Raw genomic sequence first — 25,416 nt, forward strand, 5'->3', positions numbered from 1 at the left:
GCATAAAACGCCATGTCAGCATGAGGTTGTGCTAGAGTCAGTACATGACAAAACCTGATCTCAATTTATTAATCACACTCAATGTTCTGCTGGCCGAGGGGAGCGTAGCGCGTGCTGCCCAGCGATTAGGGCTTAGCCCATCGGCGATGAGCCGGGCGTTGGCAAGATTGCGTAAAACAACCGGTGATCCCTTGCTGGTCAGGGCAGGGCGCGCCTTGGTACCGACACCAAGAGCACTTGAACTGCGTGAACAGGTCAGCCAATTAGTACAAGAAGCCACATCGGCGCTGCGGCCTGCGGCAAAACTGGACCTGGCACAGTTGATGCGTACCTTCACTTTGCGTACCAGCGATGGCTTTGTCGAAAACTTTGGCGGCGCATTGCTGACTCGGATTCATCAACAAGCCCCCAATGTGCAACTGCATTTCATGCAAAAATTGAATAAAGACAGCGCATTGTTACGTGATGGCATGGTGGATCTGGAAACGGGGGTGGTGGGCCCGACTGCCAGCCCTGAATTACGAACACGGGCACTTTTCCGCGATCGCTTTATGGGCGTAGTGCGTGATGGTCATCCGCTATGTGGGGAGGACATCACCCCCGTGCGTTATGCAACTCAGGGGCATATTGTGGTTTCACGGCGTCAGGGCCATAAAGGGCCGATTGATGAGGCACTACAATTACTTGGGATTGAACGGAATATTATCGCCTCGGTTGATTCTATATCCACCGCATTGGCGCTGGTGAGAGGGACGGACTTGGTGGCGACGGTTCCCGAACGGCATAGCCAGAATCTGCGCCGAGGGATGTACAGTTTTCCGCTTCCTTTAACCTTACCGACTATTACGGTTTCGATGTTGTGGCATCCGCGCATGGATGCTGATCCGGCGCACCGCTGGTTGCGTCAATGTGTGCTGGATGTGGTGGTGACACCGAGTGAGCAGCAGATCGCACACGAAGATTAATCTTTATGCGGAAATGATGTTGGGGAATTATCAGGGCAGCCCAGTGTGAGCTACCCTGATGAGCACCTAAAAGCGGGGGATTGCTGTACCCCAATTGCGCCAATCTTTCGGCTCTTCTGGGTTAAGCAAGAAGTGCTGATTTATGCTGGCCTTAGGGGCCAGTGGCGTAGTTGGTGGGGTCGCGAAAGCAATGCCGCCGCGTATAAATTGCTGGAAGGTGCCGCTTTTCACCACACCACCGGTTAGACCGAATTCAAGGTTGTACCCTGATGCCAGCCAGAACACGCTATTTTGCCGCACCAACTGCTGGAATTTCTGGCTGATCCGTATCGATACTTGCACGCGATCAGACATCGCACCAAGGTTAAACCCGGTAACAGTACCTACTTCAAGCCCACGGAAGAGGACCGGTGTGCCAACTTGCAATGATCCTGCCTCAGCGGTATCCAGAATAAGGCTCAGCCCATCAAGATAACGGGAGTCGGTAATAGTGGCGGTTTGCAACTCAAAAGTACGTAATGTGCCACCTTTACCCGGCTCTACATTAATATAAGGTTGGAACAAGGTGTCCAGATTATTGACCCCTGCGGCTGATATCTCCGGCGAGACAATAGAAAAGCGGGTACCGGCCCGGGTAAAGTTCTGCACATATTCTGGATAAAGCACGGCTTTGGCTAACACTTCGTTGCGCTCTGGTGCCAGTTTCAGCGATTCGACTTGGCCAATATTGATACCCAAATAACGAATCGGCATGCCGGTTGCCAGTTTGCTGGCATCAAAGGTGCGCAAGATGATTTGACTACCGACAGCACGGGCGGCGGTTTCATTACCATACAAGGTGCGTTTGGCCCCCTTATCCAGTGTCACACCTTCCAGATTATCAAAGCTGATAGCTCCTTTTAGAGCGCGATTCAATGGAGATGCCTGCACAGTTAGCCCACTGCCGTTCAACTGGACTTTCGCCCCACCTTCGGCCCAGAAAATGCTCTTATCAGTGAGTAAATTGCGATATTCGGGCTGAATATAGACATCTACTTCAAACTCATTGGCTTTTGGCCTGATATGGGTAATTTCACCTACCTGAAACTTGCGATATAACACCACAGAACCGGTTTGCACATCGGGCAAGCTGGCAGCAGTTAAACTTAGTGTTGTGGCGGGGGCGTTGCCTAAAATGCCGTCGGTAGCTTTGGCGACACTGCTATACAGCGGATACTTATTCAGGGCTGCACCTTTACTGCCCGGCAGTATCAGAATACCGCCATCAATCCACTCCTGCGCACTGGCACCCTGAATATCAATGCCATCAATCCCGAGTTTTACCTCCAGCCGACTGTTCACCACAAACTTGCTGTCTTTATGCACCAAATCACGGTATTTGGCTTCAATTGCTGCCGTGAAGGTAACACCGTCGGCTGATAGCTCACGGGTCAAGACTTGGCCAATTTTAATTCCATGTAGCGAGATCGGCTGGCCGATATCAATGCCATAACTTTGCGGTGCAGTTAATTGCAATTCGAGCACATTGGGCTGCTGCAACAGACTTTTACTGCTTGGTAGCACGGTAAAGTGTTTTTGTGGTGCCCCTTCACCCGGGATTAACTCTAATGTATTGCCAGTCAAGAGTTCACTCAGTTTGGCATCATTAAGACTGATTCGGGGGCTGTTCATTTCAATGCGGCTGCCTGCACGCATCAAATCGACCACTGAAGGGTCAATGGTCAGTTCACCGGTCACCTTACTGTCCGGTTGAAGTGTCATTTTGGTCAGGGTGCCTACCTGTAACCCTTGATAAATCAGCGGTGTTCTCCCCTCGCTTAAACTACTCCCACTGGGTAAATCCAGCGTAATTGCCACACCACGTTGGCTATGTGCTAAATCGGGGTAGAGCTGAAAGGGTTGGTCCGGTTTCGCATCTGGGCTGTTTTTGGGTGAGTCAAAGGCAATGGCACCATTGACCAAGGCAGCCAGACTTTCCATTTGAACCGACGCGCCACTGAGACTGAAGTCACCTTTAAAACCAGACACATTCCAGAAGCGGGTATCGTTTTTTACCAATTTGGCGAAGCGCCGATCAATCAGTACATCAATGACAACGCCATTATTATCAGGCGCGATATTGTAGTCATAGACTTTACCCACCGGGATTTTACGGTAGTAAACCAGAGAGCCGTTATTGAGTGAGGCCAAATCGGGGGCATGGAGGTGAACCATCAATTCGCCGGTATTCAGGCGGAACTTAGGCTGGGTATCCAATGCGGTAAAGTGGCTCTGCGGTTTGCCCTCGCCTGGCATCATCCCGATATAGTTACCACCGACTAGCGCATCCAAGCCAGAGACCCCGGCCAAAGAGGCCTTGGGCGTCACTAGCCAGAACTGTGTCCCTTCTCGCAATGAGTCTTCCATATCATTTTTGATACTGGCGGTGACTTTTATATTGCGCAGGTCATCATCCAGACTGATGGATTGCACCATCCCGACTTCAACGCCCTGATAGCGAATCGGGGTTCGGCCCGCCACAATACCGGCGGCAGACTGGAAATCAATAGTGACTTCGGTACCGCGGTCCTGCCAGTTGTTATAAATCAGCCAACCGGCAATCAGCAGGGCAATAAAAGGCAGCAACCAGAAAGGCGATATCCGGCGTTTATGTTTAATTTGTGCCTCAGTCGGTGTACTCGGCGTTTCCTGTTGCATGTGCATCCCAAATCAATCGGCTATCGAGCCATTCAACAGCAAGGATAGTCAAAATGACCGCAGACCCAAAATAGAAGGCTGCCGGTCCCATAGTGAAGGAAAGGAGCTGATCACGATTAATCAGCGACATCATTAACGCAATAACAAAGAGGTCTAGCATCGACCAACGGCCAATCCAGGTAATCAGTCGCAGTAATCGCATGCGCGTTTTAAGGCTATGTTGCGTCTTTAGATGAATGCTGAGCAACAATGTTAGCAACACAATCACCTTGGTAAACGGCACCAGCACACTGGCGATAAACACCACCGCGGCAATGGGCAGGTTACCCGATGAGGCCAAAGAGACCACGCCGGAGAAAATAGTATCTTCCATGCGGGTGCCATTGACATAAACAATTGATATCGGTAAAAGATTAGCAGGCAACAGCAGGACTATCGAGGCAATTAACGCCGCCCAGGTTTTTTGGATGCTATGGCGGCGGCGATGGCGCAAAGGGGTATGGCAGCGTGGGCAGCGGCCGTGTGCATCGCAGTGCCCGGTATAATGGCATGACAGGCAAATGCGCAATGTTTCCCGGGGGCCGGGGGGCTGCTCCTGGGGATAAAATCGCTCCCACAACTGCTCCAGATTCAAATGCACCAGCGTCAGAATACTGAGTAACGTCAGAGCCAGAAACGCTATCAACCCGCCACCGGGCATAACGTCCGCATACTCTTTGACCTTAATACAGGCCACCGCCATACCGATAAGATAGATATCTAGCATGACCCATTCTTTTAGCCGCTCCAGCATCAATAACACCGGGCGCAGGTTCATGCCAATCCGGCTGCCGATACGCAGATACAGAATCGATGCGGTGAGTGTAACGGGAGCGCCAATAATACAAAATGCCACCATACTGGCTGTAATCGGGCCGCCCTGACGACTCATTTGCCAGATACCCTCTAACAGACTGGCATCAATCCGCGTGCCGAGCAGGCGAATGGTAATCAGCGGCTCGGTAAAAGCAAATGGCATCAGCAGTAACATGGCAACCGCCATGGCGGTTAGGCGGGTAAGGGACCAATCGCGCCCACTGGCAATTTTTGCGCTGCATCGTGGGCAATAGGCTGTTTGTGTACCATTGAGCGGCGGCAGGGTAAATAGCGCATCGCACTGGCAGCAACGCTGAACCCTTGCAGTGGAGAGTGGCCGTTGAATGGCATGTACCTTCATATTATAAAACCCTGATGCTGACACCGGTTTATAAAGAATAGCGCGGATGGTAGCAGAGCAATCGGTCAAAACAAGGGGCAAAACGGGCCAAACCCCCGATGGCGATAACTCTTTTACTTCGTTATAGCGGAATAACCTTGTAGCCAAGGGTATTTAATGATTACTTTATATAAGCTAAGCATAACTATCGCCTCTGGCTATTCTTAGGTTTCTAACGGTCATTACATGAAAAAAGCAGAATTCTACGCGGAATTAAAACGTGACTTGAGTGCCCTGATTGCAGGTGAAACGAATTTCATTGCTACTTTGGCTAATGCCAGCGCTTTACTTTATGAGCGTCTTGATGGGTTGAATTGGGCCGGTTTTTACTTGATCGACGGCAAACAATTAGTGCTGGGTCCTTTTCAAGGGAAAATCGCCTGTGTCCGTATTCCAATCGGCAAAGGCGTATGTGGAACTGCCGTGGCAGAAAACCGCGTTCAGCGAGTGGCGGATGTGCATGCATTCCCCGGACATATTGCCTGTGACGCCGCAAGTAATGCTGAAATTGTGCTGCCAATCACTGTGAAGGGTAAAATTATCGGCGTTTTGGATATCGACAGCATTGTTTATGATCGCTTTGATGACGCTGATGAATTGGGTTTAATCTCAGTTGTGGCGGGGCTTTGCGAGCATCTTGACCTGTGTGACAGTGAGAAATATGTCACACAGACTGCAAGTTGATATACGGATAACGTGGCAATTGCTGATGGCGTCATTATAATGACGCCTGTTCATGCCTGCGCTGGTTGGCAAACCCGTTGTAATCAGGAAATTTCATGGAAAATCAACCTAAGTTGAACAGTAGTAAAGAAGTCATAGCCTTTTTGGCTGAGCGGTTCCCGCTTTGCTTCACCGCCGAAGGCGAAGCACGTCCACTGAAGATCGGTATTTTTCAAGATCTGGTCGAACGTGTTCAGGGGGAAGAGAATTTAAGCAAAACGCAATTGCGTTCTGCGCTGCGTCTCTATACCTCAAGCTGGCGTTATCTTTATGGGGTCAAAGTCGGTGCTGAACGTGTTGATTTAGACGGCAACCCTTGTGGTGTGCTGGAAGAGCAACATGTAGAACATGCCCGCAAACAGCTAGAAGAGGCGAAAGCCCGTGTTCAGGCACAACGTGCTGAACAACAAGCTAAAAAGCGCGAAGCTGCCATTGCTGCGGGTGAAACCCCAGAGCCACGTCGCCCACGTCCGGCAGGTAAAAAACCTGCGCCGCGTCGTGAAGCGGGTGTGGCTTCGGAAAACCGCAAGCCTCGTCAGTCACCTCGCCCACCACAGGCTCGGCCACCTCGGCCACAGGCCGAGGAAAACCAGCCACGCCCTGTGCCGGTCACAGATATCTCTAAACTGCAAATTGGTCAAGAAATCAAAGTCAGAGCAGGTAAGAGCGCGATGGATGCAACCGTATTAGAAATCGCTAAAGATGGCGTACGGGTGCAGCTATCTTCCGGTCTGGCGATGATTGTGCGCGCAGAACACTTGCAGTTCTGATACGGAGGCCAACCTAGGCATGAACAAATTTGTCAGACTAACAGCAATCGCAGGCTTGTTACTGGCGGGGGCGAGTTACGCAGCGGATACCACCTATCGCATCGATCAGCTACCTCAACTGCGTCAGGAACCCGAGCATGCAACCGTGAGTGAGCGCGTAACATCGCGCTTCACTCGCTCTCACTATCGTCAATTTACACTGGACGATCAGTTTTCCGCCAAAATATTTGATAGATTCCTCAACATGCTGGATTACAGCCATAACGTGTTGTTGGCATCAGATGTGGCACAGTTTGCGGATAAAAAGCAGTCGCTGGATGATGAGTTAAAATCAGGCCAGTTGGACACGCCTTTCGCTTTATTCAATTTGGCGCAAAAACGCCGCTTTGAGCGCTATCAATATGCATTGTCAGTACTGGACCGGCCAATGGTCTTTACCGGTAATGACACCATTGATATTGACCGTGGTAAAGCACCTTGGCCTACCAGCGAAGCTGAGCTGAATAAGCTTTGGGACGCAAAAGTTAAGTACGATCAGCTTAATTTGAAATTAACCGGTAAAACGGATAAAGAAATCAAAGAGACGCTGACAAAACGCTATCAGGCGGCCATTAAGCGTTTGACGCAAAGTAATAGCGAAGATGTGTTCCAGCTAATTATGAATGCGTTTGCGCATGAAATTGACCCGCATACCAACTATCTGTCGCCACGTAATACCGAACAGTTCAATACTGAAATGAGCTTGTCTCTGGAAGGTATTGGCGCTGTCTTGCAAATGGATGATGATTACACCTTAATCAACTCTATGGTTCCAGGTGGCCCCGCGGCGAAAAGTAAAACTATCGCCGTAGGTGATCGGGTGATCGGTGTGGGTCAAACCGGTAAGCCGATGGTGGATGTGATTGGATGGCGTCTCGATGATGTCGTGGCACTCATTAAAGGGCCGAAGGGCAGTAAAGTGCGGCTGGAGATTTTACCGGCCGGTAAAGGTACTAAACCGCGCACTGTAACCTTGACCCGTGAACGCATTCGTCTTGAAGATCGCGCAGTGAAAATGTCGGTGAAAACTATCGGCAAAGAGCGTGTCGGTGTACTGGATATCCCTGGTTTCTATGTTGGCCTGACCGAAGACGTTAAGGTGCAATTGCAGAAGTTGGAGAAAGAGAATGTCAGTAGCATTATTATTGACTTGCGCAGTAATGGTGGTGGTGCTCTGACCGAGGCTGTGTCGCTGTCCGGTTTGTTTATTCCGAGTGGGCCGGTGGTTCAAGTGCGGGATAACAACGGCAAAGTGCGTGAAGACAGTGATACTGATGGCGTGGTGTACTACAAAGGCCCGCTGGTGGTATTGGTGGACCGCTACAGTGCATCCGCTTCCGAAATCTTTGCTGCTGCCATGCAGGATTATGGTCGTGCATTAATTGTCGGTGAACCAACCTTTGGTAAAGGTACTGTTCAACAGTATCGGTCGTTAAATCGTATTTATGATCAAATGTTGCGCCCGGAATGGCCTGCGTTAGGTTCACTGCAATACACTATCCAGAAATTCTATCGGGTAGACGGTGGCAGTACTCAGCGTAAAGGGGTAACCCCGGATATCGTGATGCCAACCGGTGTTGATCCGGCGGAAACGGGTGAGAGTTTCGAAGACAATGCCTTGCCTTGGGACAGTATCAATGCGGCCAGTTACGTCAAGAGTGGTGATCTGAAGCCACTGGAGCCGGAGTTACTGAAAGCACATACAGCGCGGATTGCCGCTGATCCTGAATTCCAGCATATTCAGCAAGATATTGAGCGTTATAAAGCGTTGAAAGAAAAACGCAACATCGTCTCTCTCAATTACGCTCAGCGTGAAAAAGAGAACCATGATGATGATGCCACGCGGCTGAATCGCTTGAATGAGCGTTTCAAGCGTGAAGGTAAAAAGCCACTGAAGTCATTGGAGGATTTGCCAAAAGACTATCAGGAGCCAGACCCTTATCTGGATGAGACTGTTCATATTGCTTTGGATTTGGCTCATAAAGAAAAAGCGCAGCCGCAAGTTGAATCACCACCAGCGGCAGCACCTGCGGCAAAATAAGTCAGCAGATAATATGAAGGATCCGGGCCTTAAAAAGAGCCCGGATTTTTTTTACTTTTTTTCATCGCCGAATTTATCAATTGGCGAAAAAATAGCAAAATATGTAATGAAAAGTATCCAAATTTGTAAAGTTATGTTGATTTACTCTGTTAGAACTTAACAAGCCTTGAAAATTTATCAGATGCCCATACGATCAGCGTATCTCAGTAGTAATTTGGCTAAGTCATCATCCAGGATTATGCCAATTTTGACTTAAGACCCATGTGACTCAACACAGTGTCGACTTAAAACAATAAGGAAATAAATTTTTATGATGCGTATCGCTCTGTTCCTTCTCACCAACCTGGCAGTCATGTTGGTGTTCGGGTTGGTACTAAGCCTGACAGGTATTCAGTCCAGCAGTGTACAAGGGCTGATGATCATGGCTGGTCTGTTCGGTTTCGGCGGCGCATTTGTTTCGTTGCTGATGTCCAAATGGATGGCTTTGCGTTCAGTGGGTGGTGAGGTTATCGAACAACCGCGCAATGAAACTGAGCGCTGGTTGCTGGATACGGTACGTCGCCAATCTCAGCAAGCCGGTATTGCTATGCCACAAGTTGCTATTTATCAGGCACCGGATATTAACGCCTTTGCGACCGGGGCTCGTCGTGATGCCTCTTTAGTGGCAGTGAGTACAGGTCTATTGCAGAACATGAGCCGTGATGAAGCAGAAGCCGTTATTGCTCATGAAATTAGCCACGTTGCTAACGGCGATATGGTCACCATGACCTTGATTCAGGGGATTGTGAATACCTTTGTAATTTTCATTTCACGCCTGATTGCGCAAGTCGCGGCCGGTTTCCTATCAGGGGACCGTGATAATGAAAGCAGTAGCGCTGGTAACCCGATGGTCTACTTTGCCGTATCAATGGTCTTGGAATTGGTCTTTGGTATTCTGGCCAGCATTATCACCATGTGGTTCTCGCGCCATCGCGAATTCCACGCTGATGCCGGCTCAGCGAAACTGGTAGGGCGTGAGAAGATGATAGCGGCTCTGCAACGGCTGAAAACCAGCTATGAGCCACAGGAAGCAGGCAACATGATGGCTTTCTGCATTAATGGTAAGTCCAAAACCTTCAGCGAGCTGTTTATGTCACATCCGCCGCTGGACAAACGTATTGAAGCGCTACGTTCAGGCCAGTATCTGAAGTAGCCACCACCAACTCTTCTGATTAAAAACCCCGCCCACCAGCGGGGTTTTTTTATTGCAACCCGAGTCTAGCCACGTTTCTGGCTTATGCGCAGCACACTCACCAATGCGGCGATACTGGCAAAGCAGCCAGCCAGCACCAGAGAAGCATGAGTGCCACTGGTTGAGAACAGATTAAACATTAATGCCACTAATGCCGCCCCAGAGGTTTGCCCGAGTAAACGGGCGGTGCCTAGCATGCCGCTGGCCCCACCACTACGATGTTGCGGTGCAGCAGAAATAATGGTGTGGTTATTCGGCGACTGAAACAGGCCAAAACCGGCACCACATAGCACCATCCGCCAGATAATATCCACATCACTCGGGTTGGCTGGCAGCAATGCTAGCAGGAACAAACCACTGGCAAACACCGCCAAACCTATCCCGCCTAATAATCCTGCATGATAACGTTCGACTAATCGCCCGGCTATCGGGGCTACCACCATGGTTGCCAACGGCCATGGGGTTAACAGCAGTCCGGTTGCCACTTCATCACGGCCCAGAACAGTTTGTAAAAAGAAGGGCAGTGACACCATTGCCAGCATTTGTGCGGCAAAAGAGCAAATAGAAGTGCCGATTGATAATGCAAAAATAGGAATACGCAGTAAATCAACCGGAAGCAGCGGGAAAGACTGACTAAGTTGACGGCGTACAAAGAAGAAACCAATTAGCAGCAATGCGATAATTTCAGCCGCTATCAGGGTTGGGCTTTGTCCCTGAGCAAAGCCACTGATAGCGGTTATCAGTAAACCAAAGGTCAGAGCATTCATCACACAACTGGTAAAATCGAAACGGTTACCGTTACTTTTCATATTATTGGCAGGCAAATACTTCATACCTAACAACCATGCCAACAAGCCGATGGGGACATTAATGGCAAATAGCCACTGCCATGAAGCAACCGATAGCACCGCCGCGGCAATGGTGGGACCGGCGGCGGCGGAAACGGCCACAATCAATGAATTAATACCGATACCACGGCCCAGTTGTGCTCGTGGATAAATAATCCGAATCAATGCAGTATTAACACTCATTAAGGCTGCTGCGCCAAGCCCTTGCAGCACACGGGCAAATGTTAGCGTCCATAAGGAGTCAGACAGAGCACAGAACAGCGATGTCACACTAAACACCAGTAAACCTGCCTGATAAACCCGCCGATAACCGATGATATCGCCCAGCGATGCCATTGAGAGCAACGACACGGTGATAGCTAACTGGTAAGCATTCACGACCCAAATAGACGTGGCTGGGCTGGCATTGAGGTCACGAGCGATGGTTGGCAAAGCTACGTTGGCGATAGTGCCATCCAACACCGCTATGGTAATACCGAGTGCAATAACCAATATTGCAGCATAGCGCTGAGGAACCGGCATGCCATCGTTTGATGATGGGATCATAGGTTTTATCTGTAAAAATAATGATGTAGGTAAGTGTTTATATGCTAACCAGTATTGTGCTTGAATGCATCCTTGCCAGCCGGCTTATTTGTAAATAGCGATGTTGTACAGTTATCGCAATCAGATTAACAGGCTGATAAGCACAGTAATTTGGCTAAATCAGTGAAAATAGAACCGCGATCACGGAAAAATGAAACATCGTTTCTATAATGTGAGATAGTAATAGCCTGACAGGTTCCTCTGCGGGCAAATTTTAATTCTCTGATGATTTTAAGGACTTTCCTGATGGCCAAAGGTAAACAAATCCCCCTGACATTTCACACATATCAGGATGCCTCTACCGGTGCACAAGTTACACGGTTAACGCCGCCTGATGTCACTTGCCACCGTAACTATTTCTATCAAAAATGTTTCACCCGTGATGGCAGTAAGTTATTGTTCGGCGGCGCTTTTGATGGTCCGTGGAACTACTACTTGTTGGATCTCAACACGCAAGTGGCAACACAACTGACAGAAGGGCGTGGCGACAATACCTTTGGTGGTTTCTTGTCACCTGAAGATGATGCACTGTTTTATGTCAAAGATGGGCGTAACCTGATGCGAGTCTGTCTTGCCACACTGGAAGAGAGCGTGGTTTATCAGGTGCCTGAAGAGTGGGTGGGTTACGGTACCTGGGTCGCCAATTCAGATTGTACCAAGTTGGTCGGTATTGAAATTAAACGCGAAGACTGGGTCCCCTTGACCGATTGGAAAAAATTCCACGAGTTCTATTTCACTAAGCCTTGTTGCCGTTTGATGCGTGTTGACTTGAAAACCGGTGAGTCGGCGGTGATTTTGCAAGAGAATCAATGGCTAGGTCACCCAATCTATCGCCCTTATGATGACAGTACGGTCGCATTCTGCCATGAAGGTCCACACGATCTGGTTGATGCACGTATGTGGCTAATCAATGAAGATGGCAGCAACATGCGTAAAGTGAAAACTCATGCTGAAGGCGAAAGCTGCACCCATGAGTTCTGGGTACCCGATGGTTCGGCGCTGGTGTATGTCTCTTATTTGAAAGGCAGCCCGGATCGCTTTATCTACAGTGCTGACCCACAGACATTGGAAAATCGCCAATTGACCTCTATGCCGGCGTGTTCCCATCTGATGAGTAACTATGACGGTACGTTGATGGTCGGCGATGGTTCAGATGCACCGGTAGATGTACAAGACGATAGCGGCTATAAGATCGAAAACGATCCTTTCCTGTATGTATTCAACATGAAAAATGGCAGCCAGCATCGTGTTGCTCGCCACGATACCTCATGGCAGGTGTTTGAAGGTGATCGGCAGGTGACGCATCCACATCCTTCCTTTACCCCTGATGATAAACAAGTTCTGTTCACATCTGATGTTCATGGCAAACCTGCACTTTATTTGGCTACTTTGCCTGAATCAGTCTGGCAATAGTTAAATTTTGCACTAGCCTCTTTCATGGAAAGAGGCTAATTTGCTGTCTGCAAGGTTAATATCTTATTATTCACATTGGTTTATTGCACAGTCTCGCAACTTCCCTTTATAATAAAACCACTGTTCTATTTTTTTTAAAACATATTGTTTTATGAAACACAGAAAACTGAGTAGGGTAACCAAGAAATGGCTATTGCAGATCTAGATAAACAGCCCGACTCTGTGTCGTCGGTTCTGAAGGTTTTTGGCATCTTACAAGCATTGGGTGAAGAACGGGAAATTGGTATTACCGAGCTTTCCCAACGTGTAATGATGCCTAAAAGTACGGTTTACCGCTTTCTCCAGACCATGAAATCCCTGGGGTATGTTGCTCAGGAAGGCGAATCAGAGAAATACTCCCTTACGCTGAAGTTATTTGAGCTGGGGGCTAAAGCGCTACAAAATGTTGATTTGATTCGTAGCGCAGATATACAGATGCGTGAATTATCTAATGAAACTCGTGAAACTATTCACTTGGGTGCATTGGATGAAGACAGCATTGTTTATATTCATAAAATTGATTCTATGTATAACCTGCGGATGCATTCCCGTATTGGTCGTCGTAACCCACTGCACAGTACCGCAATTGGTAAAGTGTTATTGGCGTGGCGTGACCGTGGTGAAGTAGAGGAAATCTTGTCTCATATCGAGTTCACCCGTAGCACTAAACACACCCTGGATAGCGCGGCTGCATTATTGCCAGTGCTGGATCTGGTGCGTGAGCAGGGCTTTGGTGAAGATGTCGAGGAGCAAGAAGAAGGTTTGCGTTGTATCGCTGTACCTGTTTTCGACCGTTTCGGTGTGGTGATCGCGGGCTTAAGTATTTCATACCCGACGCTGCGTTTTTCTGAAGACAGCAAGAGTGACATAGTTAAATCTTTGCATCGCGCAGCACGTAACATCTCAGAGCAAATGGGTTACCGTGATTATCCTTTCTGAGGATAAAGCGAAATAGGGTAAATACTTTATAATTATTGGATATTTTTAATCAGCTGTTAATTATAACTATTTATTCCTTCCCAGCGATGCCGGACGGCTCCTTTAACCAGGAGCCGTTTTTTATTGGTAAATCCCCCGCGCCAAGGTGTAAGCGGCCCGACGTACCAAAATCAGTGATATGACGGTAAGCTGGGTTGTTAAAACAGCCATTAATTTCTATGTATAATTATCAATCTAATACTATTTATTGTGTTTGGTATTATTCGGTCTTGTGATTTGTTAATTAAATGTATTGTTGACAGTCCATTTAATTCGGTTGGGTCACTATAACCGTGCTTAATCATATTATAGGGAGAAAAATGATGAGGAAGTTATTAAGCGCGGGTTTGTTACTGCTATTGGCGGGTTGTAGTAGCCCTCACAGTGACCGGCCGCATAAACTGATCGACCGTGATGATTATAAAATCGATACTAATCATCCATCAGTGGCTCAAAATGAACGAGTGCGTTTTTTAGTGCTTCATTATACTGCAACAGATGATGCTGAATCACTGCGAATACTGACTCAGGGTAATGTCAGTGCCCATTATTTGGTAAAAACACATCCCCAAAATGTTGAGGGCAAACCGGTTGTTTTGCAATTGGTGGCTGAAAGCCAAAGAGCTTGGCATGCCGGGGTGAGTTACTGGGAAGGGCGCACCAGTCTCAATGATACCTCTATCGGTATCGAAATCGTCAATAAGGGCTTCACTGAGAGGATGTTGGGTAGAAGGTGGTATCCTTACAATGAGTCTCAGATTGAATTGATTGAGCGCCTTACCAGAGATATTGTCGAGCGTTATAATATTGCTCCGATGAATGTCGTAGCTCACAGCGATATTGCTCCACAGCGAAAATCTGATCCCGGTCCGCTATTCCCATGGCAGCGTTTGGCGCAGCAAGGCATAGGCGCCTGGCCAGATGACGCAACAGTCGCTAAGTATATTGATGGTCGAAATAAGTATGATATCGGCTCAGTTACTGTTATTCAGCAGGCACTGGCCCGTTATGGTTATCAAATCCCACAAAGCGGCGTGCTGGATAATGAAACCATTCAGGTTATTAAGGCTTTTCAGATGCATTTCAGGGCGCAGAATATTCGCGGCGTACCAGATATAGAAACTGAAGCCATTGCTCTGGCGTTGGTCGAGAAATATCACCCATAGAGTAGTTGACGTCGCCAATTAATTAGCGGCAATAAGCACTTTAAAAGCAGAAAGCCAGTCATTTTATTGACTGGCTTTCTGAGTCATCACAATAGAGTGACTAATTAGCGTCGGTTACTGATGGGCTAAATCGCCATCATCGTCGCTGTTGAGAATCTCTTTATCGGTCTGTTTCATCAATTGGCTGGTAATGGTACCGGCGGTCATTGAACCGCTGACGTTCAGCGCGGTCCGGCCCATATCAATCAATGGCTCAACCGAGATCAATAAAGCAACCAATGTGACTGGCAAGCCCAATGCCGGCAAAACAATCAGCGCGGCGAAGGTTGCACCACCGCCCACACCGGCAACACCGGCAGAACTGATGGTTACAATCCCAACCAGTGTGGCAATCCATACTGGGTCCAGAGGGTTGATTCCCACCGTTGGTGCGACCATTACGGCCAGCATCGCCGGATAGAGGCCAGCACAGCCATTTTGCCCAATGGTGGCACCAAAGGAAGCAGAGAAGCTGGCGATGGACTCCGGGATACCCAAGCGGCGGGTTTGAGCTTCCACATTCAGCGGAATACTGGCGGCGCTGGAGCGGCTGGTAAAGGCGAAGGTCAGCACCGGCCAGACTTTGCGGAAGAACTTCAACGGATTGATGCCAGTGAATGACAGCAACACGGCGTGGACCACAAACATAATCGCCAGACCAAGGTAGGAGGCAACGACAAAGCTCCCCAGCTTGATAATATCTTGAATATTAGAGCCAGCGACAACTTTGGTCATTAGTGCCAATACGCCGTAGGGGGTCAGTTTCATCACCAGACGTACCAGTTTCATCACCCAAGCTTGCAGCGTATCAATAGCAACTAATACGCGTTGTCCTTTCTCGACATCATCTTTCAGCAATTGCAGTGAGGCAATACCGAGGAACGTCGCGAAAATCACCACGCTGATAATTGAGGTCGGACTGGCCCCGGTCAAATCGGCAAACGGGTTTTTCGGAATAAACGACAGGATCAACTGCGGCACTGTCAAATCCGTCACTTTGCTTAAGTAGTTGCTTTCAATGGCACTCAAACGTGCTGTCTCTTGCGTACCTTGTACCAAGCCTTCAGCGGTTAAGCCAAACAGATTGGTAACCAGCACGCCAACCAGAGCAGCAATTAAGGTGGTGAAAAGCAACGTACCGATTGTCAGTACGCTAATTTTACCTAGCGAAGAGGCATTATGCAGTTTAGCGACAGCACTCAAGATTGAGGCGAATACCAGCGGCATAACAATCATCTGCAATAATTGCACATAACCATTTCCGACAATATTAAACCAGGTGATGGACTCTTTCAGTACCGGGTTATCAGCACCGTATACCCATTGCAAGCTCAGACCAAACAGCACACCCAGTGCTAAGCCAACCAAAACTTTCTTGGCCAGACTCCATTGTTTATGCCGGGTTTGTGCCAATAGTAATAGCAGTGCTACAAATACCAGCACGTTAATCACAAGCGGAAGGTTCATCCCCATATCTCCAAATTATTATTTTAAATACTGGCACATATTCTATTACTATTTTTATCTAGAACAGAGCCAAGCACCGTCATGGTGCAATTAGCCGCATATGGTAGCAGTTCCTCTTCAGGCTCACTTATATCCAAAAGGAATTTTATATAAATTTTTACCCTGATTTGTATGGAATACATTCAAATTGGTGATTATTAACCCATTAAAATGTGATCACAGTCGAAAGTTTTTCAATTGTTCCATATAGGATAGCAAGGGAATGGTGGTATCAGTTTGCCAATAGACGGAAAAACAAACTAATAGAACACAGAATACGCGTTCTAATTGATTGCCTTTTTGTGGGCGTAATAGCGGGATACAGAATCGCCAGCGGCAAGGCCATAACAGCGGTACGCCAGCAGGTGTGAGCATATCCGCTAGCAAATGGCTGAAATAGCCAATAATCATTGCATGGAACGCATCTGCGGGAATAATCCAATCGCGTGAGATGTCCATTTGAAATAGTGCCACACCACCAATAACGGCCAATAGGCTATGGGTAAACCCACGATGGCCAAATGCACGAGCAATGGGGGTGGAGAGCCACTTTAACCGCTGGCCAAGGATTGACTTTGGGTGATCAATATCGGGTAGCAGGGAAGTTAGCAGGGCGCCAGGGATAATATGCCACCAGTCACCCTGTGCCAGTTCCGGTGTAAGACCGACTTTTTTGGCAAAGATAGCGCAGGCGACAGAAAAAATAAGGTGTCCTTCCCCTGTCATACTTGAATTCCGAGTCTGTAGCTGTTGATTTATCCAGTATATGAGATTTATCTTGGCGTGGATAGCCGTTACGCTGTAACTAAATGTCTCATTTTTCTCTGGCTGAGAGCAGGGAGTTTAACGTGAGTATTCAGGGGGGAAATATCAGGTCTTGGGCTGAAATGAAGTTACATTGATAAAAAAAGGGGAAAAGTGACCGGGAGTCGACTTTTCCCCAAAGTAATACGGGTATGGGCATAATTTAACAAATAATGATGAGGGTACTCATAACAACATAATAATTAGAAGCTGTACTGCACACCGACACGGTAGCGAGTTTGACGCTCGTCAGTCGTTTTGCTACCTGCTACGTTGCCGATAGCAACATATGGCTTCCAGTTTTTATCCCATTTGTAAGCAATTTTCAGATCATGACTCCATTCTTCTTTTTCTTTATTTGCCAGAATTTCATCTTCAGATTTCTTGTAGTTTAATTCGTATTCTGCTGAATAGTCTTTCAAGAAACTATAAGCAAACAGCATGGTGAACTCATGGCCTTTCTCTGTTGCTTTGGTCTGAGCTGGCTGGTTACGCTTGTAATATGGGCGATAACGCAGTGAGGTAGAGAAATCATCAGTAAAGGACACTTTACCGCGCAGGTAAGGGCGATAGTTGTTCGAGTCAGATGATGACTCTAATGAGAAACCAGGCTCAATCTGGAATGTTTTGTTGAATTGATAGACGTAGCTGGCAACCACTTCGGTACCATTACTGACTTGCTCATTAAATGGTTTATTAGGCGTAGTATCAGAGCTGTGCTGGCCCCATTTCCCTTCTAAAGATAAACCAAAACCATTGGCAAAACGGTTGGAGATCAGTAAACGGTCTTTATGATCAGATTTACTGGTATCTTTCATTTCATGCCGATAGTCAATTGTTGTTGCAACAGAACTAAAACTGATAACAGATGCCACTGCCAAAGTAAGTAATTTAAATTTCATTTTTTATATAATCCCAGGGTTATGGTTATTTAAAACAACAATCATTAACAATTTTATAAAAATCAACATACGACTAAAAAACAATTCCACAATCAAAGAAACAACGTTTCACTTTATGTGGATTCATATTCTATTTATATGGATAATTATTTGTGTGATCCAGATCTTTCTTAGAGATTAATTTTTTAATCAGATATTAATTTGTGATGGCGATCTAATTGGCTATTATTATTTTTTATTTATAAAACAAAACAACCCCGCCAAATCAATGGCAGGGTTTAATAACCACTTAAGTTAAATAGATTTACAGATTATCTCATGGCGCGTTTCAGGATACGGTCACCTTGTTTATTAAAGTATTCCGCAGATTCTTCAACAGATTTCTGACCATAATCGATATATTGGATTGCATCTCGGAACAATGAAACGATTTGCGGGTCATCAAAGTATGGTGACGTTTTCATTTCATGTGGCAGTTCTAATGCCATATTTAAACCAGCAACAGATGGGTCTTCATCTTTAATTACACCGCTGGCACGCAGTTGAGTTACCGCAGTTTTACTCAGTGGTACACCACGCTCTAAGCCCATAGCATCAACACCTTCTTTGCTGTTAAGCAGGAAGTTGATGAGCATGGCACTTTCTTTAGGATACTTAGTCGATTTACCAATAGAGAGCATTTGAGCAGGTTTAAAGAACAGACCTGCATCTTTTGCCTCTGGCAACATCGGATAAGGGCCAAGTATCAATTTTGCTGGTTTAGTCAGGTTATCGGAATACTTAGTAATGGTGGAGTTCCACATATAAGTACCACCCCATTCACCATTAATCCACGGCTTCATTTCGTACATATTACTTTTGCCGAATGATGCATAGTATTTAGTGGATGGCATTACATGGTTATCAACCATTTTCTTATACATAGTAAAGAACTCAACCCACTGTTCTGGTGTATAAGCAAACTTTTTATTAGCTTCATCAATAGTCGGGGTGTTGTATTTTTGTGTCATGTAAGAGCGAATTAATGCCAGAGTATCCTGGTGCTCTAATACCACAGGGTAATATTGGTCACCCAGTTTTTCTTTAAATACTAAACCTGCTTTAAGTAATTCGTCCCACGTTTTAGGATACTCTAAACCAGACTTAGCCCAGGTCGCGTCATTAAAATAGAAAATACGCGCTGTCACTGAAATCGGGATACCGTTTAATTTGCCATTAACGGTAGTCTGTTGCAGTTCTTTCGGATCGAATTGAGCCAAATCCAACTGCTCTGACACTTTATTTAAGTCATAGAAGCCAGTGCCGTCTTTGGAGAAGATGGGCAACCAGTTCCAGTTTGTTTGCATAACGTCAGGTTCAGTTCCACCAGCAATTTGCGTCGTCAGACGAGAAAGATGACCGTCCCAGCCAGTGTATTCTGCTTTAACATTAATATTTGGGTGCTGCTTGTGGAACTCTTCCAGAGCCTTAAGTGTCATTTGATGACGCCCATTGCCCCCCCACCATGACATGCGTAGGTTAACGTCATCCTGTGCAAAAGCCTGATGTGATAATAAAGCCAGAGTGGATGCTATCAGCGTGTGTAGGATCGCTTTTTTCATTGGGTACTGCTCCTGTTAAAGAGAGATATTTTTTTCTGTTTTTGCATCAAAGATATGGCATTTATCCATATCAAATTGGAAGTACACGGTGCGATGCAGGCCACTTTCAATAATTGGCCGTGCTTCATCAGACGGTAAGCGACAAGTCAATTCAAAGTCGTCAACCTTGATGTATAAGAAGAATTCATGCCCCATGTTTTCCACACGAACTAATTCACCTTGCGAATGGTTATTGGCAAAGGGTTGTTGTGACATGCGAATAAATTCTGGACGTACACCAAAGAACACTTTTTCTCCGGCATGGGCGGCCACTTTGGCTTGCTGTTTTTCACTCAATACCAGAGTGTATTGGCCAACTGTCAGGCCAATCTGCCCCTCTTTTTCTACCAGCGTACTCGGTTTGATGTTCATTTCCGGTGCACCAATAAAACCTGCAACAAACATGTTGGTAGGGAAGTGGTAGAGATTATCCGGGGTATCAACTTGCATGATGTGGCCCAGTTTCATTACACAGATTCTGTCACCCATGGTCATGGCTTCGGTCTGGTCATGGGTAACATAAACAGTTGTTGCTGCTTTGCCGCTTTTTTTCAATTGCTTATGCAAATCTGAGATGCGGATACGCATTGAGGCACGCAACTTGGCATCGAGGTTCGACAACGGTTCATCAAACAAGAAAACATCAGGTTTTTTCACAATCGCCCGGCCTACTGCCACACGTTGTGCCTGGCCACCTGACAACTGGCGCGGCAGTCTGTCCAGCAGGTCTTCCAGCTCCAGGATTTTGGCCGCTTCTGCGACTTGCGCTTCAATCTGATCTTTTGGCAGCTTGCTCAGTTTCAGGCCAAAGGCCAGATTCTCTTTCACTGTCATGTGCGGATATAACGCATAGTTCTGGAACACCATGGCAATACCACGTGATTTAGGTGCCAGATTATTGACCACCCGATCACCAATTCGAACTTCGCCATCACTGATGGTTTCCAGACCTGCCAGCATGCGCAGAGTGGTGGATTTAGCACAGCCTGATGGACCAACAATAACCATAAACTCGCCATCATGGATTTTCAGATCAATGCCATGAACCGCGCGGAAACCGTTGGAGTAAACTTTGCCTAATTTATTGAAAATGACTTCAGCCATGATAAATCCTCTATTAACCTTTAATTCCGCTGCTGGTTACGCCTTGCACGAAGTAGCGTTGAGCCAGGAAGAAAACAATGATGGACGGCAGAATGGAGATGCTTGCCATTGCCAGAATTTCGTTCCACGGTGCGCCTTCGGTGACGTCAATTGACATCTTCAGAGCCAGCGCTATCGGGTACTTATCTACGCTGTAGACATAAATCAGTGGGCCGATAAAGTCGTTCATTGACCACATAAACTGGAACAGTGCGACAGAGATAATGGCCGGCTTCAAGATTGGCACAACCACATACCACAACACCTGTAGCGAGTTACAACCGTCGATCTGTGCCGCTTCTTCCATATCACGTGGTACACCACGCAGGAACTGAATCAGCATGAAGACGAAGAACCCTTGGGTGGCGAAGGCCGTCGGCAAATAAAGTGGTAAGTAGCTATTCAGCATGCCCATTTCACGGAACATGATGTATTGCGGAATCAATAACACAGTACTTGGCAGCAACATGGTGGTAATCAATGTTGCAAACCAGAATTTCTTCCATGGGATCTCAAAGCGTGCGAAACCATATGCCACGATAGTGGAAGAGATAATAGTCAGAATGACTTTCGGGATTACAAACTTAAAGGTGTTAAGCATGTAGTGACCGAAGTTATATTCAGTACCGGTTTTCCAACCATTAACGAAACCATCACTGGTTGCGTTTTCTGGCCATAATCCTAATGTGGTGAAAATTTCATTATTGGGTTTAAACGCCGCAGAGAACATCCACAGCAGCGGATAAAGCATCATCAGACCGACAATAATCAAAATGATGTAGCGGAAAGCAGCACTGACTTTTGCTTTGCGTTCTGTGCGGCTAATTTCCGCATTAGCAATTTCCTGCGCCAGATCTAATTTCTTCTGGTTGGAAGTTTGTTGTACGTCAGTCATTTTTTCCTCCTTTATCGGCGGAGTAGAAGACCCAATATTTAGATGATTTAAATGCAATTGAGGCGAAGAGGGCGACTACCAGGAATAATACCCAGGCCAGTGCAGCACCGTATCCCATATCAAAGTATTTAAACGCGGTATCATAGATATAGAGCGAGAATAAATACGTATAGTGAGTTGGTCCACCGTCGGTAATAACGTACGGCGCGGTAAACTCTTGGAACGCCTGCGTGGTTTGCATAATAAAGTTAAAGAAAATAACCGGCGTGATCAGTGGCACGGTAACTTTCATAAACATTTGCCATTTAGAGGCACCATCAATCATGGCTGCTTCATATTGTGACTGCGGTACGTTCTGCAATGCAGCCAAGAAGATAACCATGGCGGAACCGAACTGCCAGACACGCAGTAATGTCACGGATGTCAGCGCCAGCGCTGGTTCTCCCAACCAGTTGATGGCATCAAACCCGAACACGCCAATAAAGCTGTTTAACAGGCCATCAATGGCAAACAGGGCACGCCATAACACGGCAATTGCAACGCTGCTGCCGAGGATTGATGGAATATAGAAAGCAGTACGGAACAGGCCAATACCGCGTAATTTAAAGTTCAGTACAAAAGCGATCCCTAGAGCAAATGCCAGTTTTAAAGGAATAGTCAGAAAAACATAAGCGAATGTAACGCCCATGGATTTCCAGAATAAATCATCTTCAAGAATCATATGACGATAATTCTCGATCCCGTTAAATACGGGAGGGTTCATTAAGTCATACTCAGTAAAACTGAGAAAGAAGGATGATACAAAGGGGAAAGCCGTAAATATTATCAACCCGAGTATATAAGGCGATAAATAGGCTAACCCCAGCATTCTGTTTTCATTCATAATGCTTACCTATTTTTAATAACATGAAAGATAAATAAAATTACTGATTCAAAAGCGTCGGATAAATAAAATCAATATCATACAGAGTACGGTTTTCCCCGTTCACCCGATAATCTCCATGAATGTAACCACCATTGGTAATAAATTGAGGCATAGCAGCAGACTTATTTTGTTTTGCTGCAATTAAGGCCAATATTGCTAATGCAATTGGATTGTCGATACGGAAATAACGGTGTTGAGCCGATTCAACAAACAGGCCGCGATGGTAATGTTGTTTAAATAGTTCATCGCCAACTTGCCAGGCTAATTCAAATAATCGGCTACATTGGCAGTGTTCTGCCAGTTCAACTAGGGCCAACAATAGGTGTGCAGTGGCAGCAGGTTTTTTACCCACCATCAATGATGCTCGGCGTTTTTGTTTGTTCAATTCAGCAAACTGCCAGCGGTGCAGTAACACACCAATCAGATCCAGCAGCTCTTCATCTTCACTCAAGCGCCAGGCGCGAACTAATGGCAGCAAATAATCAACATCTAATGGGAATGGCGAAATAACCGTACCTTTGGCGCCATAGTAACCATCCCGCTGCAATACATAGCCGCTCATGTCTTGTCCATCGTTCCATAACGGGCGCAATGTATTACTCTCAACGTTATAAGCGAAACGATAGTAGTTCTTTAAGCCATCAATAACCCATTGCAAGACTTGTTCGTCGGGTTGTTGGCGCAGAATATCTAACATCGCCAATGGGTTATCAATCAGTAGCGGGCGCATATCGCGAAACAGCACATTAGCTTCGCGAGCAATGTCACCAAATTCTGGACCAAACTGACGTTTGGCACGATCGCCATACCAAGATTGGGTCTGATTATCGTCCGCCGGGATAGGGCGACGCTGTTGTGGCGAACTGAACTGATAAACCGGTAAACCGGTTTCTGGGTTACGGGCTAATACATATTGACGATAGAGATGTTTCCCCCAGGCAGCAGCAGCGATATCACCGGTATATTCAGCATATTTATATGCGGCATAAATCAGGTCAGTACCCGCATTCACAAAGGTCAGGCCTTTGGTTTCAGGAAGGCGCGGTAAGTCAGTAGGATTAACCACATCGCGGCGAGCATGGGTAAACACATGTGGGTCGCGTAACTTGTCGTAGCTACCGTGGCGGCCCAGATCCAGCGTTTGCCAATCCTCTACATGGGCGTGCCAAAAACCCTGTAAAAAATTAAGTGTTTTTTCCCGGTCAACAGTGACCAGAAAATCGTAATAGGGCAGATGATGTTTCAGTTCATGTACTTGCGCTTTTGATTCTGGCCCTTCGGTCGTTAATGTATCCAGATTGAGGAAACGATGGCCGCCCCAGTAAAACAACCCGCTTTGCTCATGAACGCCAAGGTGCATAAAATAGCTGCTTTGCACTCGTGCTTGTTGGTGATATTGCGGATCCTGAGTCACCAGACTGAGGGCATCCAATGTCCGCAACCAGTTTTGCTGACTGGCAAAATTAGATATTGGTGTATTGTGGCCATCAGGAAATTCCCATACGACCGGTTGATGTGTCAGCACATCAAAGCCATCAGCTAGCAGGGGGGTAGGGTTTTGGTTGCTATGGCCAATAGACTGGACCAGATCAACATAGCTGCGAATAGCGCTGAGCCAGTTAATCATCATTGCGTCGCTGCCTTTAATGTTGCCTATAAAATCCATTGCCATAACCCCATCATCGAACATCAGGATAGAACCGGTTTAAGGTTCCTTATAAATAGAAACGTCGTTTCACAATCTATTATATTTGTATTTACTGACGAGTCATTGAGCGAATGACAAAAGTGTGATCGGAGTCGGAACGTTGTTTTGAATTTTTTATTTTTGCGCTTTTGGCAGAAATTTACCGGTAGATTTATTTGTTAACTAATTGATAAATAAGTAATAAAAAAGGCACAACAGAAGTTGTGCCTTGATGCGTTTTTGAGTCAAAATATTGCGAATAACTCCGCCAGATAGACCTTAACTCAAATTAGTCATGATTATCGGCTTAGCGAGCCAACCAACCGCCATCAACCGCGATGGTGTAACCGCTGATATAATCAGATGCTTTAGATGCCAGGAAGACCACTGGACCTTTCAGATCATCAGGCAAGCCCCAACGACCAGCAGGGATACGGTCAAGGATCTCTTTGCTGCGTTCTTCATCTTTACGCAACTGTTGGGTATTGTTGGTTGCCATGTAACCCGGTGCCACTGCGTTCACGTTGATGCCATGTTTAGCCCACTCGTTAGCTAACAGACGAGTCACACCCATGACTGCGCTTTTCGATGCGGTGTAAGATGGCACACGGATACCACCTTGATAAGACAGCATTGATGCCACGTTGATAATCTTGCCGCCATGGCCTTGTTTGATGAACTGTTTAGCAACCGCTTGAGACATAAAGAACACGGTTTTGATGTTAACGTTCATGACATCGTCCCAGTCCTTCTCGCTGAAGTTGATCGCATCTTCACGGCGAATGATACCGGCGTTATTGACCAGAATATCGATTTGACCAAATTCAGCGACAGCTTGTTCTAACAGGGCAGGAATGTGCTCAATTTTGCTCAGGTCAGCCGTCAGACTAAGGAAACGGCGGCCTAGTGCAGTCACTTTATCAATAGTTTCACGTGGCTCAACAATGTTGATACCCACGATATCACAACCGGCTTCGGCTAAACCGATCGCCATGCCTTGGCCCAAACCTGTATCACAGCCAGTAACCAGTGCAACTTTACCTTTCAATTCAAAGGAATCTAAAATCATAGCTAACATCTCTCTCAAGGCGGTCAAAGATTGCCGCGATTTCAATATTGGGGAGA

20 protein-coding genes are annotated in these 25,416 nt (G+C 46.7%); 8 read left to right on the plus strand and 12 right to left on the minus strand.

Annotated elements, in window-relative coordinates:
• Positions 1–44: 44 nt before the first annotated feature.
• The gene (locus tag V2A84_RS06430; RefSeq protein WP_083158655.1) at positions 45–965 is read left to right on the plus strand and encodes a LysR family transcriptional regulator; all 921 of its coding nucleotides are present in this window, start codon (positions 45–47) and stop codon (positions 963–965) included.
• 66 nt (positions 966–1,031) lie between these two features.
• Here the strand turns inward: V2A84_RS06430 and V2A84_RS06435 are convergent, their stop codons facing one another.
• Positions 1,032–3,662 carry a PqiB family protein gene (locus V2A84_RS06435; RefSeq protein ID WP_083158656.1) on the minus strand — a complete coding sequence of 877 codons (2,631 nt, stop codon included), beginning with the start codon at positions 3,660–3,662 and terminating at the stop codon, positions 1,032–1,034.
• A complete protein-coding gene (yebS, locus tag V2A84_RS06440; RefSeq protein WP_442848660.1) occupies positions 3,631–4,878 on the minus strand; it encodes a membrane integrity lipid transport subunit YebS in 1,248 nt (415 codons plus the stop codon). Before yebS ends, V2A84_RS06435 begins: the two co-directional genes overlap by 32 nt.
• A 225-nt stretch (positions 4,879–5,103) precedes the next feature.
• Between yebS and V2A84_RS06445 the strand changes: the two genes are divergently transcribed.
• From V2A84_RS06445 to htpX, 4 genes are all read left to right on the plus strand, one after another.
• Entirely contained in the window at positions 5,104–5,601 is a 498-nt protein-coding gene (locus V2A84_RS06445; RefSeq protein ID WP_083158658.1) for a GAF domain-containing protein, read from the plus strand.
• Between the two features lie 95 nt (positions 5,602–5,696).
• A complete protein-coding gene (gene proQ / locus V2A84_RS06450) occupies positions 5,697–6,410 on the plus strand; it encodes an RNA chaperone ProQ (protein ID WP_005182952.1) in 714 nt (237 codons plus the stop codon).
• A gap of 19 nt (positions 6,411–6,429) precedes the next feature.
• Entirely contained in the window at positions 6,430–8,490 is a 2,061-nt protein-coding gene (prc, locus tag V2A84_RS06455) for a carboxy terminal-processing peptidase (protein WP_083158659.1), read from the plus strand.
• A 310-nt stretch (positions 8,491–8,800) separates the two neighbouring features.
• Positions 8,801–9,682, plus strand: coding sequence for a protease HtpX (gene htpX / locus V2A84_RS06460; RefSeq protein ID WP_005182949.1), 882 nt, complete (start codon positions 8,801–8,803; stop codon positions 9,680–9,682).
• Between the two features lie 65 nt (positions 9,683–9,747).
• On the opposite strand, the gene V2A84_RS06465 is transcribed toward htpX, so the two are convergent.
• Complete coding sequence (locus V2A84_RS06465; RefSeq protein WP_083158660.1) at positions 9,748–11,115, minus strand: MFS transporter; 1,368 nt, start codon at positions 11,113–11,115, stop codon at positions 9,748–9,750.
• Between the two features lie 285 nt (positions 11,116–11,400).
• Here V2A84_RS06465 and ogl point away from each other — a divergent pair, with 285 nt between their 5' ends.
• From ogl to V2A84_RS06480, 3 genes are all read left to right on the plus strand, one after another.
• Positions 11,401–12,567 (plus strand): oligogalacturonate lyase, encoded by a 1,167-nt coding sequence (gene ogl / locus V2A84_RS06470; RefSeq protein ID WP_083158661.1) that lies wholly within the window; start codon positions 11,401–11,403, stop codon positions 12,565–12,567.
• 186 nt (positions 12,568–12,753) lie between these two features.
• Positions 12,754–13,545, plus strand: coding sequence for a DNA-binding transcriptional regulator KdgR (gene kdgR, locus V2A84_RS06475; RefSeq protein WP_050077553.1), 792 nt, complete (start codon positions 12,754–12,756; stop codon positions 13,543–13,545).
• 362 nt (positions 13,546–13,907) lie between these two features.
• Entirely contained in the window at positions 13,908–14,750 is an 843-nt protein-coding gene (locus V2A84_RS06480; RefSeq protein WP_442849115.1) for an N-acetylmuramoyl-L-alanine amidase, read from the plus strand.
• 114 nt (positions 14,751–14,864) lie between these two features.
• Here the strand turns inward: V2A84_RS06480 and V2A84_RS06485 are convergent, their stop codons facing one another.
• The 9 genes from V2A84_RS06485 to kduD form a co-directional block, all read right to left on the minus strand.
• Positions 14,865–16,256, minus strand: a complete 1,392-nt coding sequence (locus V2A84_RS06485; protein ID WP_372569244.1) for an L-cystine transporter — start codon at positions 16,254–16,256, stop codon at positions 14,865–14,867.
• Between the two features lie 216 nt (positions 16,257–16,472).
• On the minus strand, positions 16,473–17,021 hold the full coding sequence (locus tag V2A84_RS06490; protein WP_005182936.1) for a metal-dependent hydrolase: 549 nt from the start codon (positions 17,019–17,021) through the stop codon (positions 16,473–16,475).
• Between the two features lie 281 nt (positions 17,022–17,302).
• Positions 17,303–18,001 (minus strand): oligogalacturonate-specific porin KdgM family protein, encoded by a 699-nt coding sequence (locus tag V2A84_RS06495; protein WP_083158664.1) that lies wholly within the window; start codon positions 17,999–18,001, stop codon positions 17,303–17,305.
• 311 nt (positions 18,002–18,312) lie between these two features.
• Entirely contained in the window at positions 18,313–19,602 is a 1,290-nt protein-coding gene (locus tag V2A84_RS06500) for an ABC transporter substrate-binding protein (protein ID WP_083158665.1), read from the minus strand.
• A gap of 15 nt (positions 19,603–19,617) precedes the next feature.
• Entirely contained in the window at positions 19,618–20,745 is a 1,128-nt protein-coding gene (locus V2A84_RS06505) for an ABC transporter ATP-binding protein (protein ID WP_083158666.1), read from the minus strand.
• Between the two features lie 13 nt (positions 20,746–20,758).
• The gene (locus tag V2A84_RS06510; protein ID WP_083158667.1) at positions 20,759–21,679 is read right to left on the minus strand and encodes a carbohydrate ABC transporter permease; all 921 of its coding nucleotides are present in this window, start codon (positions 21,677–21,679) and stop codon (positions 20,759–20,761) included.
• Positions 21,672–22,562, minus strand: coding sequence for a carbohydrate ABC transporter permease (locus tag V2A84_RS06515; protein ID WP_083158668.1), 891 nt, complete (start codon positions 22,560–22,562; stop codon positions 21,672–21,674). Before V2A84_RS06515 ends, V2A84_RS06510 begins: the two co-directional genes overlap by 8 nt.
• A gap of 40 nt (positions 22,563–22,602) precedes the next feature.
• Positions 22,603–24,270, minus strand: a complete 1,668-nt coding sequence (locus V2A84_RS06520; protein WP_442849116.1) for a pectate lyase — start codon at positions 24,268–24,270, stop codon at positions 22,603–22,605.
• Between the two features lie 328 nt (positions 24,271–24,598).
• Positions 24,599–25,360: a 2-dehydro-3-deoxy-D-gluconate 5-dehydrogenase KduD gene (gene kduD / locus V2A84_RS06525; RefSeq protein ID WP_005182925.1), complete on the minus strand. Its 762-nt coding sequence runs from the start codon at positions 25,358–25,360 to the stop codon at positions 24,599–24,601.
• Between the last annotated feature and the right edge of the window lie 56 nt (positions 25,361–25,416).

The sequence above is a fragment of the Yersinia sp. 2553 StPb PI genome (assembly GCF_052217105.1).
GTDB lineage: Bacteria > Pseudomonadota > Gammaproteobacteria > Enterobacterales > Enterobacteriaceae > Yersinia > Yersinia enterocolitica_E.

What these genes read in the sequence shown, in the direction of transcription:
- yebS (WP_442848660.1), bottom strand. Translation starts at nt 4,878, where the DNA reads ATGAAGGTACATGCCATTCAACGGCCACTCTCCACTGCAAGGGTTCAG.
- kduD (WP_005182925.1), bottom strand. Translation starts at nt 25,360, where the DNA reads ATGATTTTAGATTCCTTTGAATTGAAAGGTAAAGTTGCACTGGTTACT.
- V2A84_RS06500 (WP_083158665.1), bottom strand. Translation starts at nt 19,602, where the DNA reads ATGAAAAAAGCGATCCTACACACGCTGATAGCATCCACTCTGGCTTTA.
- V2A84_RS06435 (WP_083158656.1), bottom strand. Translation starts at nt 3,662, where the DNA reads ATGCAACAGGAAACGCCGAGTACACCGACTGAGGCACAAATTAAACAT.
- V2A84_RS06445 (WP_083158658.1), top strand. Translation starts at nt 5,104, where the DNA reads ATGAAAAAAGCAGAATTCTACGCGGAATTAAAACGTGACTTGAGTGCC.
- V2A84_RS06510 (WP_083158667.1), bottom strand. Translation starts at nt 21,679, where the DNA reads ATGACTGACGTACAACAAACTTCCAACCAGAAGAAATTAGATCTGGCG.
- kdgR (WP_050077553.1), top strand. Translation starts at nt 12,754, where the DNA reads ATGGCTATTGCAGATCTAGATAAACAGCCCGACTCTGTGTCGTCGGTT.
- proQ (WP_005182952.1), top strand. Translation starts at nt 5,697, where the DNA reads ATGGAAAATCAACCTAAGTTGAACAGTAGTAAAGAAGTCATAGCCTTT.
- V2A84_RS06495 (WP_083158664.1), bottom strand. Translation starts at nt 18,001, where the DNA reads ATGAAATTTAAATTACTTACTTTGGCAGTGGCATCTGTTATCAGTTTT.
- V2A84_RS06520 (WP_442849116.1), bottom strand. Translation starts at nt 24,270, where the DNA reads ATGGATTTTATAGGCAACATTAAAGGCAGCGACGCAATGATGATTAAC.
- ogl (WP_083158661.1), top strand. Translation starts at nt 11,401, where the DNA reads ATGGCCAAAGGTAAACAAATCCCCCTGACATTTCACACATATCAGGAT.
- V2A84_RS06490 (WP_005182936.1), bottom strand. Translation starts at nt 17,021, where the DNA reads ATGACAGGGGAAGGACACCTTATTTTTTCTGTCGCCTGCGCTATCTTT.
- V2A84_RS06485 (WP_372569244.1), bottom strand. Translation starts at nt 16,256, where the DNA reads ATGAACCTTCCGCTTGTGATTAACGTGCTGGTATTTGTAGCACTGCTA.
- htpX (WP_005182949.1), top strand. Translation starts at nt 8,801, where the DNA reads ATGATGCGTATCGCTCTGTTCCTTCTCACCAACCTGGCAGTCATGTTG.
- V2A84_RS06465 (WP_083158660.1), bottom strand. Translation starts at nt 11,115, where the DNA reads ATGATCCCATCATCAAACGATGGCATGCCGGTTCCTCAGCGCTATGCT.
- V2A84_RS06480 (WP_442849115.1), top strand. Translation starts at nt 13,908, where the DNA reads ATGAGGAAGTTATTAAGCGCGGGTTTGTTACTGCTATTGGCGGGTTGT.
- V2A84_RS06430 (WP_083158655.1), top strand. Translation starts at nt 45, where the DNA reads ATGACAAAACCTGATCTCAATTTATTAATCACACTCAATGTTCTGCTG.
- V2A84_RS06515 (WP_083158668.1), bottom strand. Translation starts at nt 22,562, where the DNA reads ATGAATGAAAACAGAATGCTGGGGTTAGCCTATTTATCGCCTTATATA.
- V2A84_RS06505 (WP_083158666.1), bottom strand. Translation starts at nt 20,745, where the DNA reads ATGGCTGAAGTCATTTTCAATAAATTAGGCAAAGTTTACTCCAACGGT.
- prc (WP_083158659.1), top strand. Translation starts at nt 6,430, where the DNA reads ATGAACAAATTTGTCAGACTAACAGCAATCGCAGGCTTGTTACTGGCG.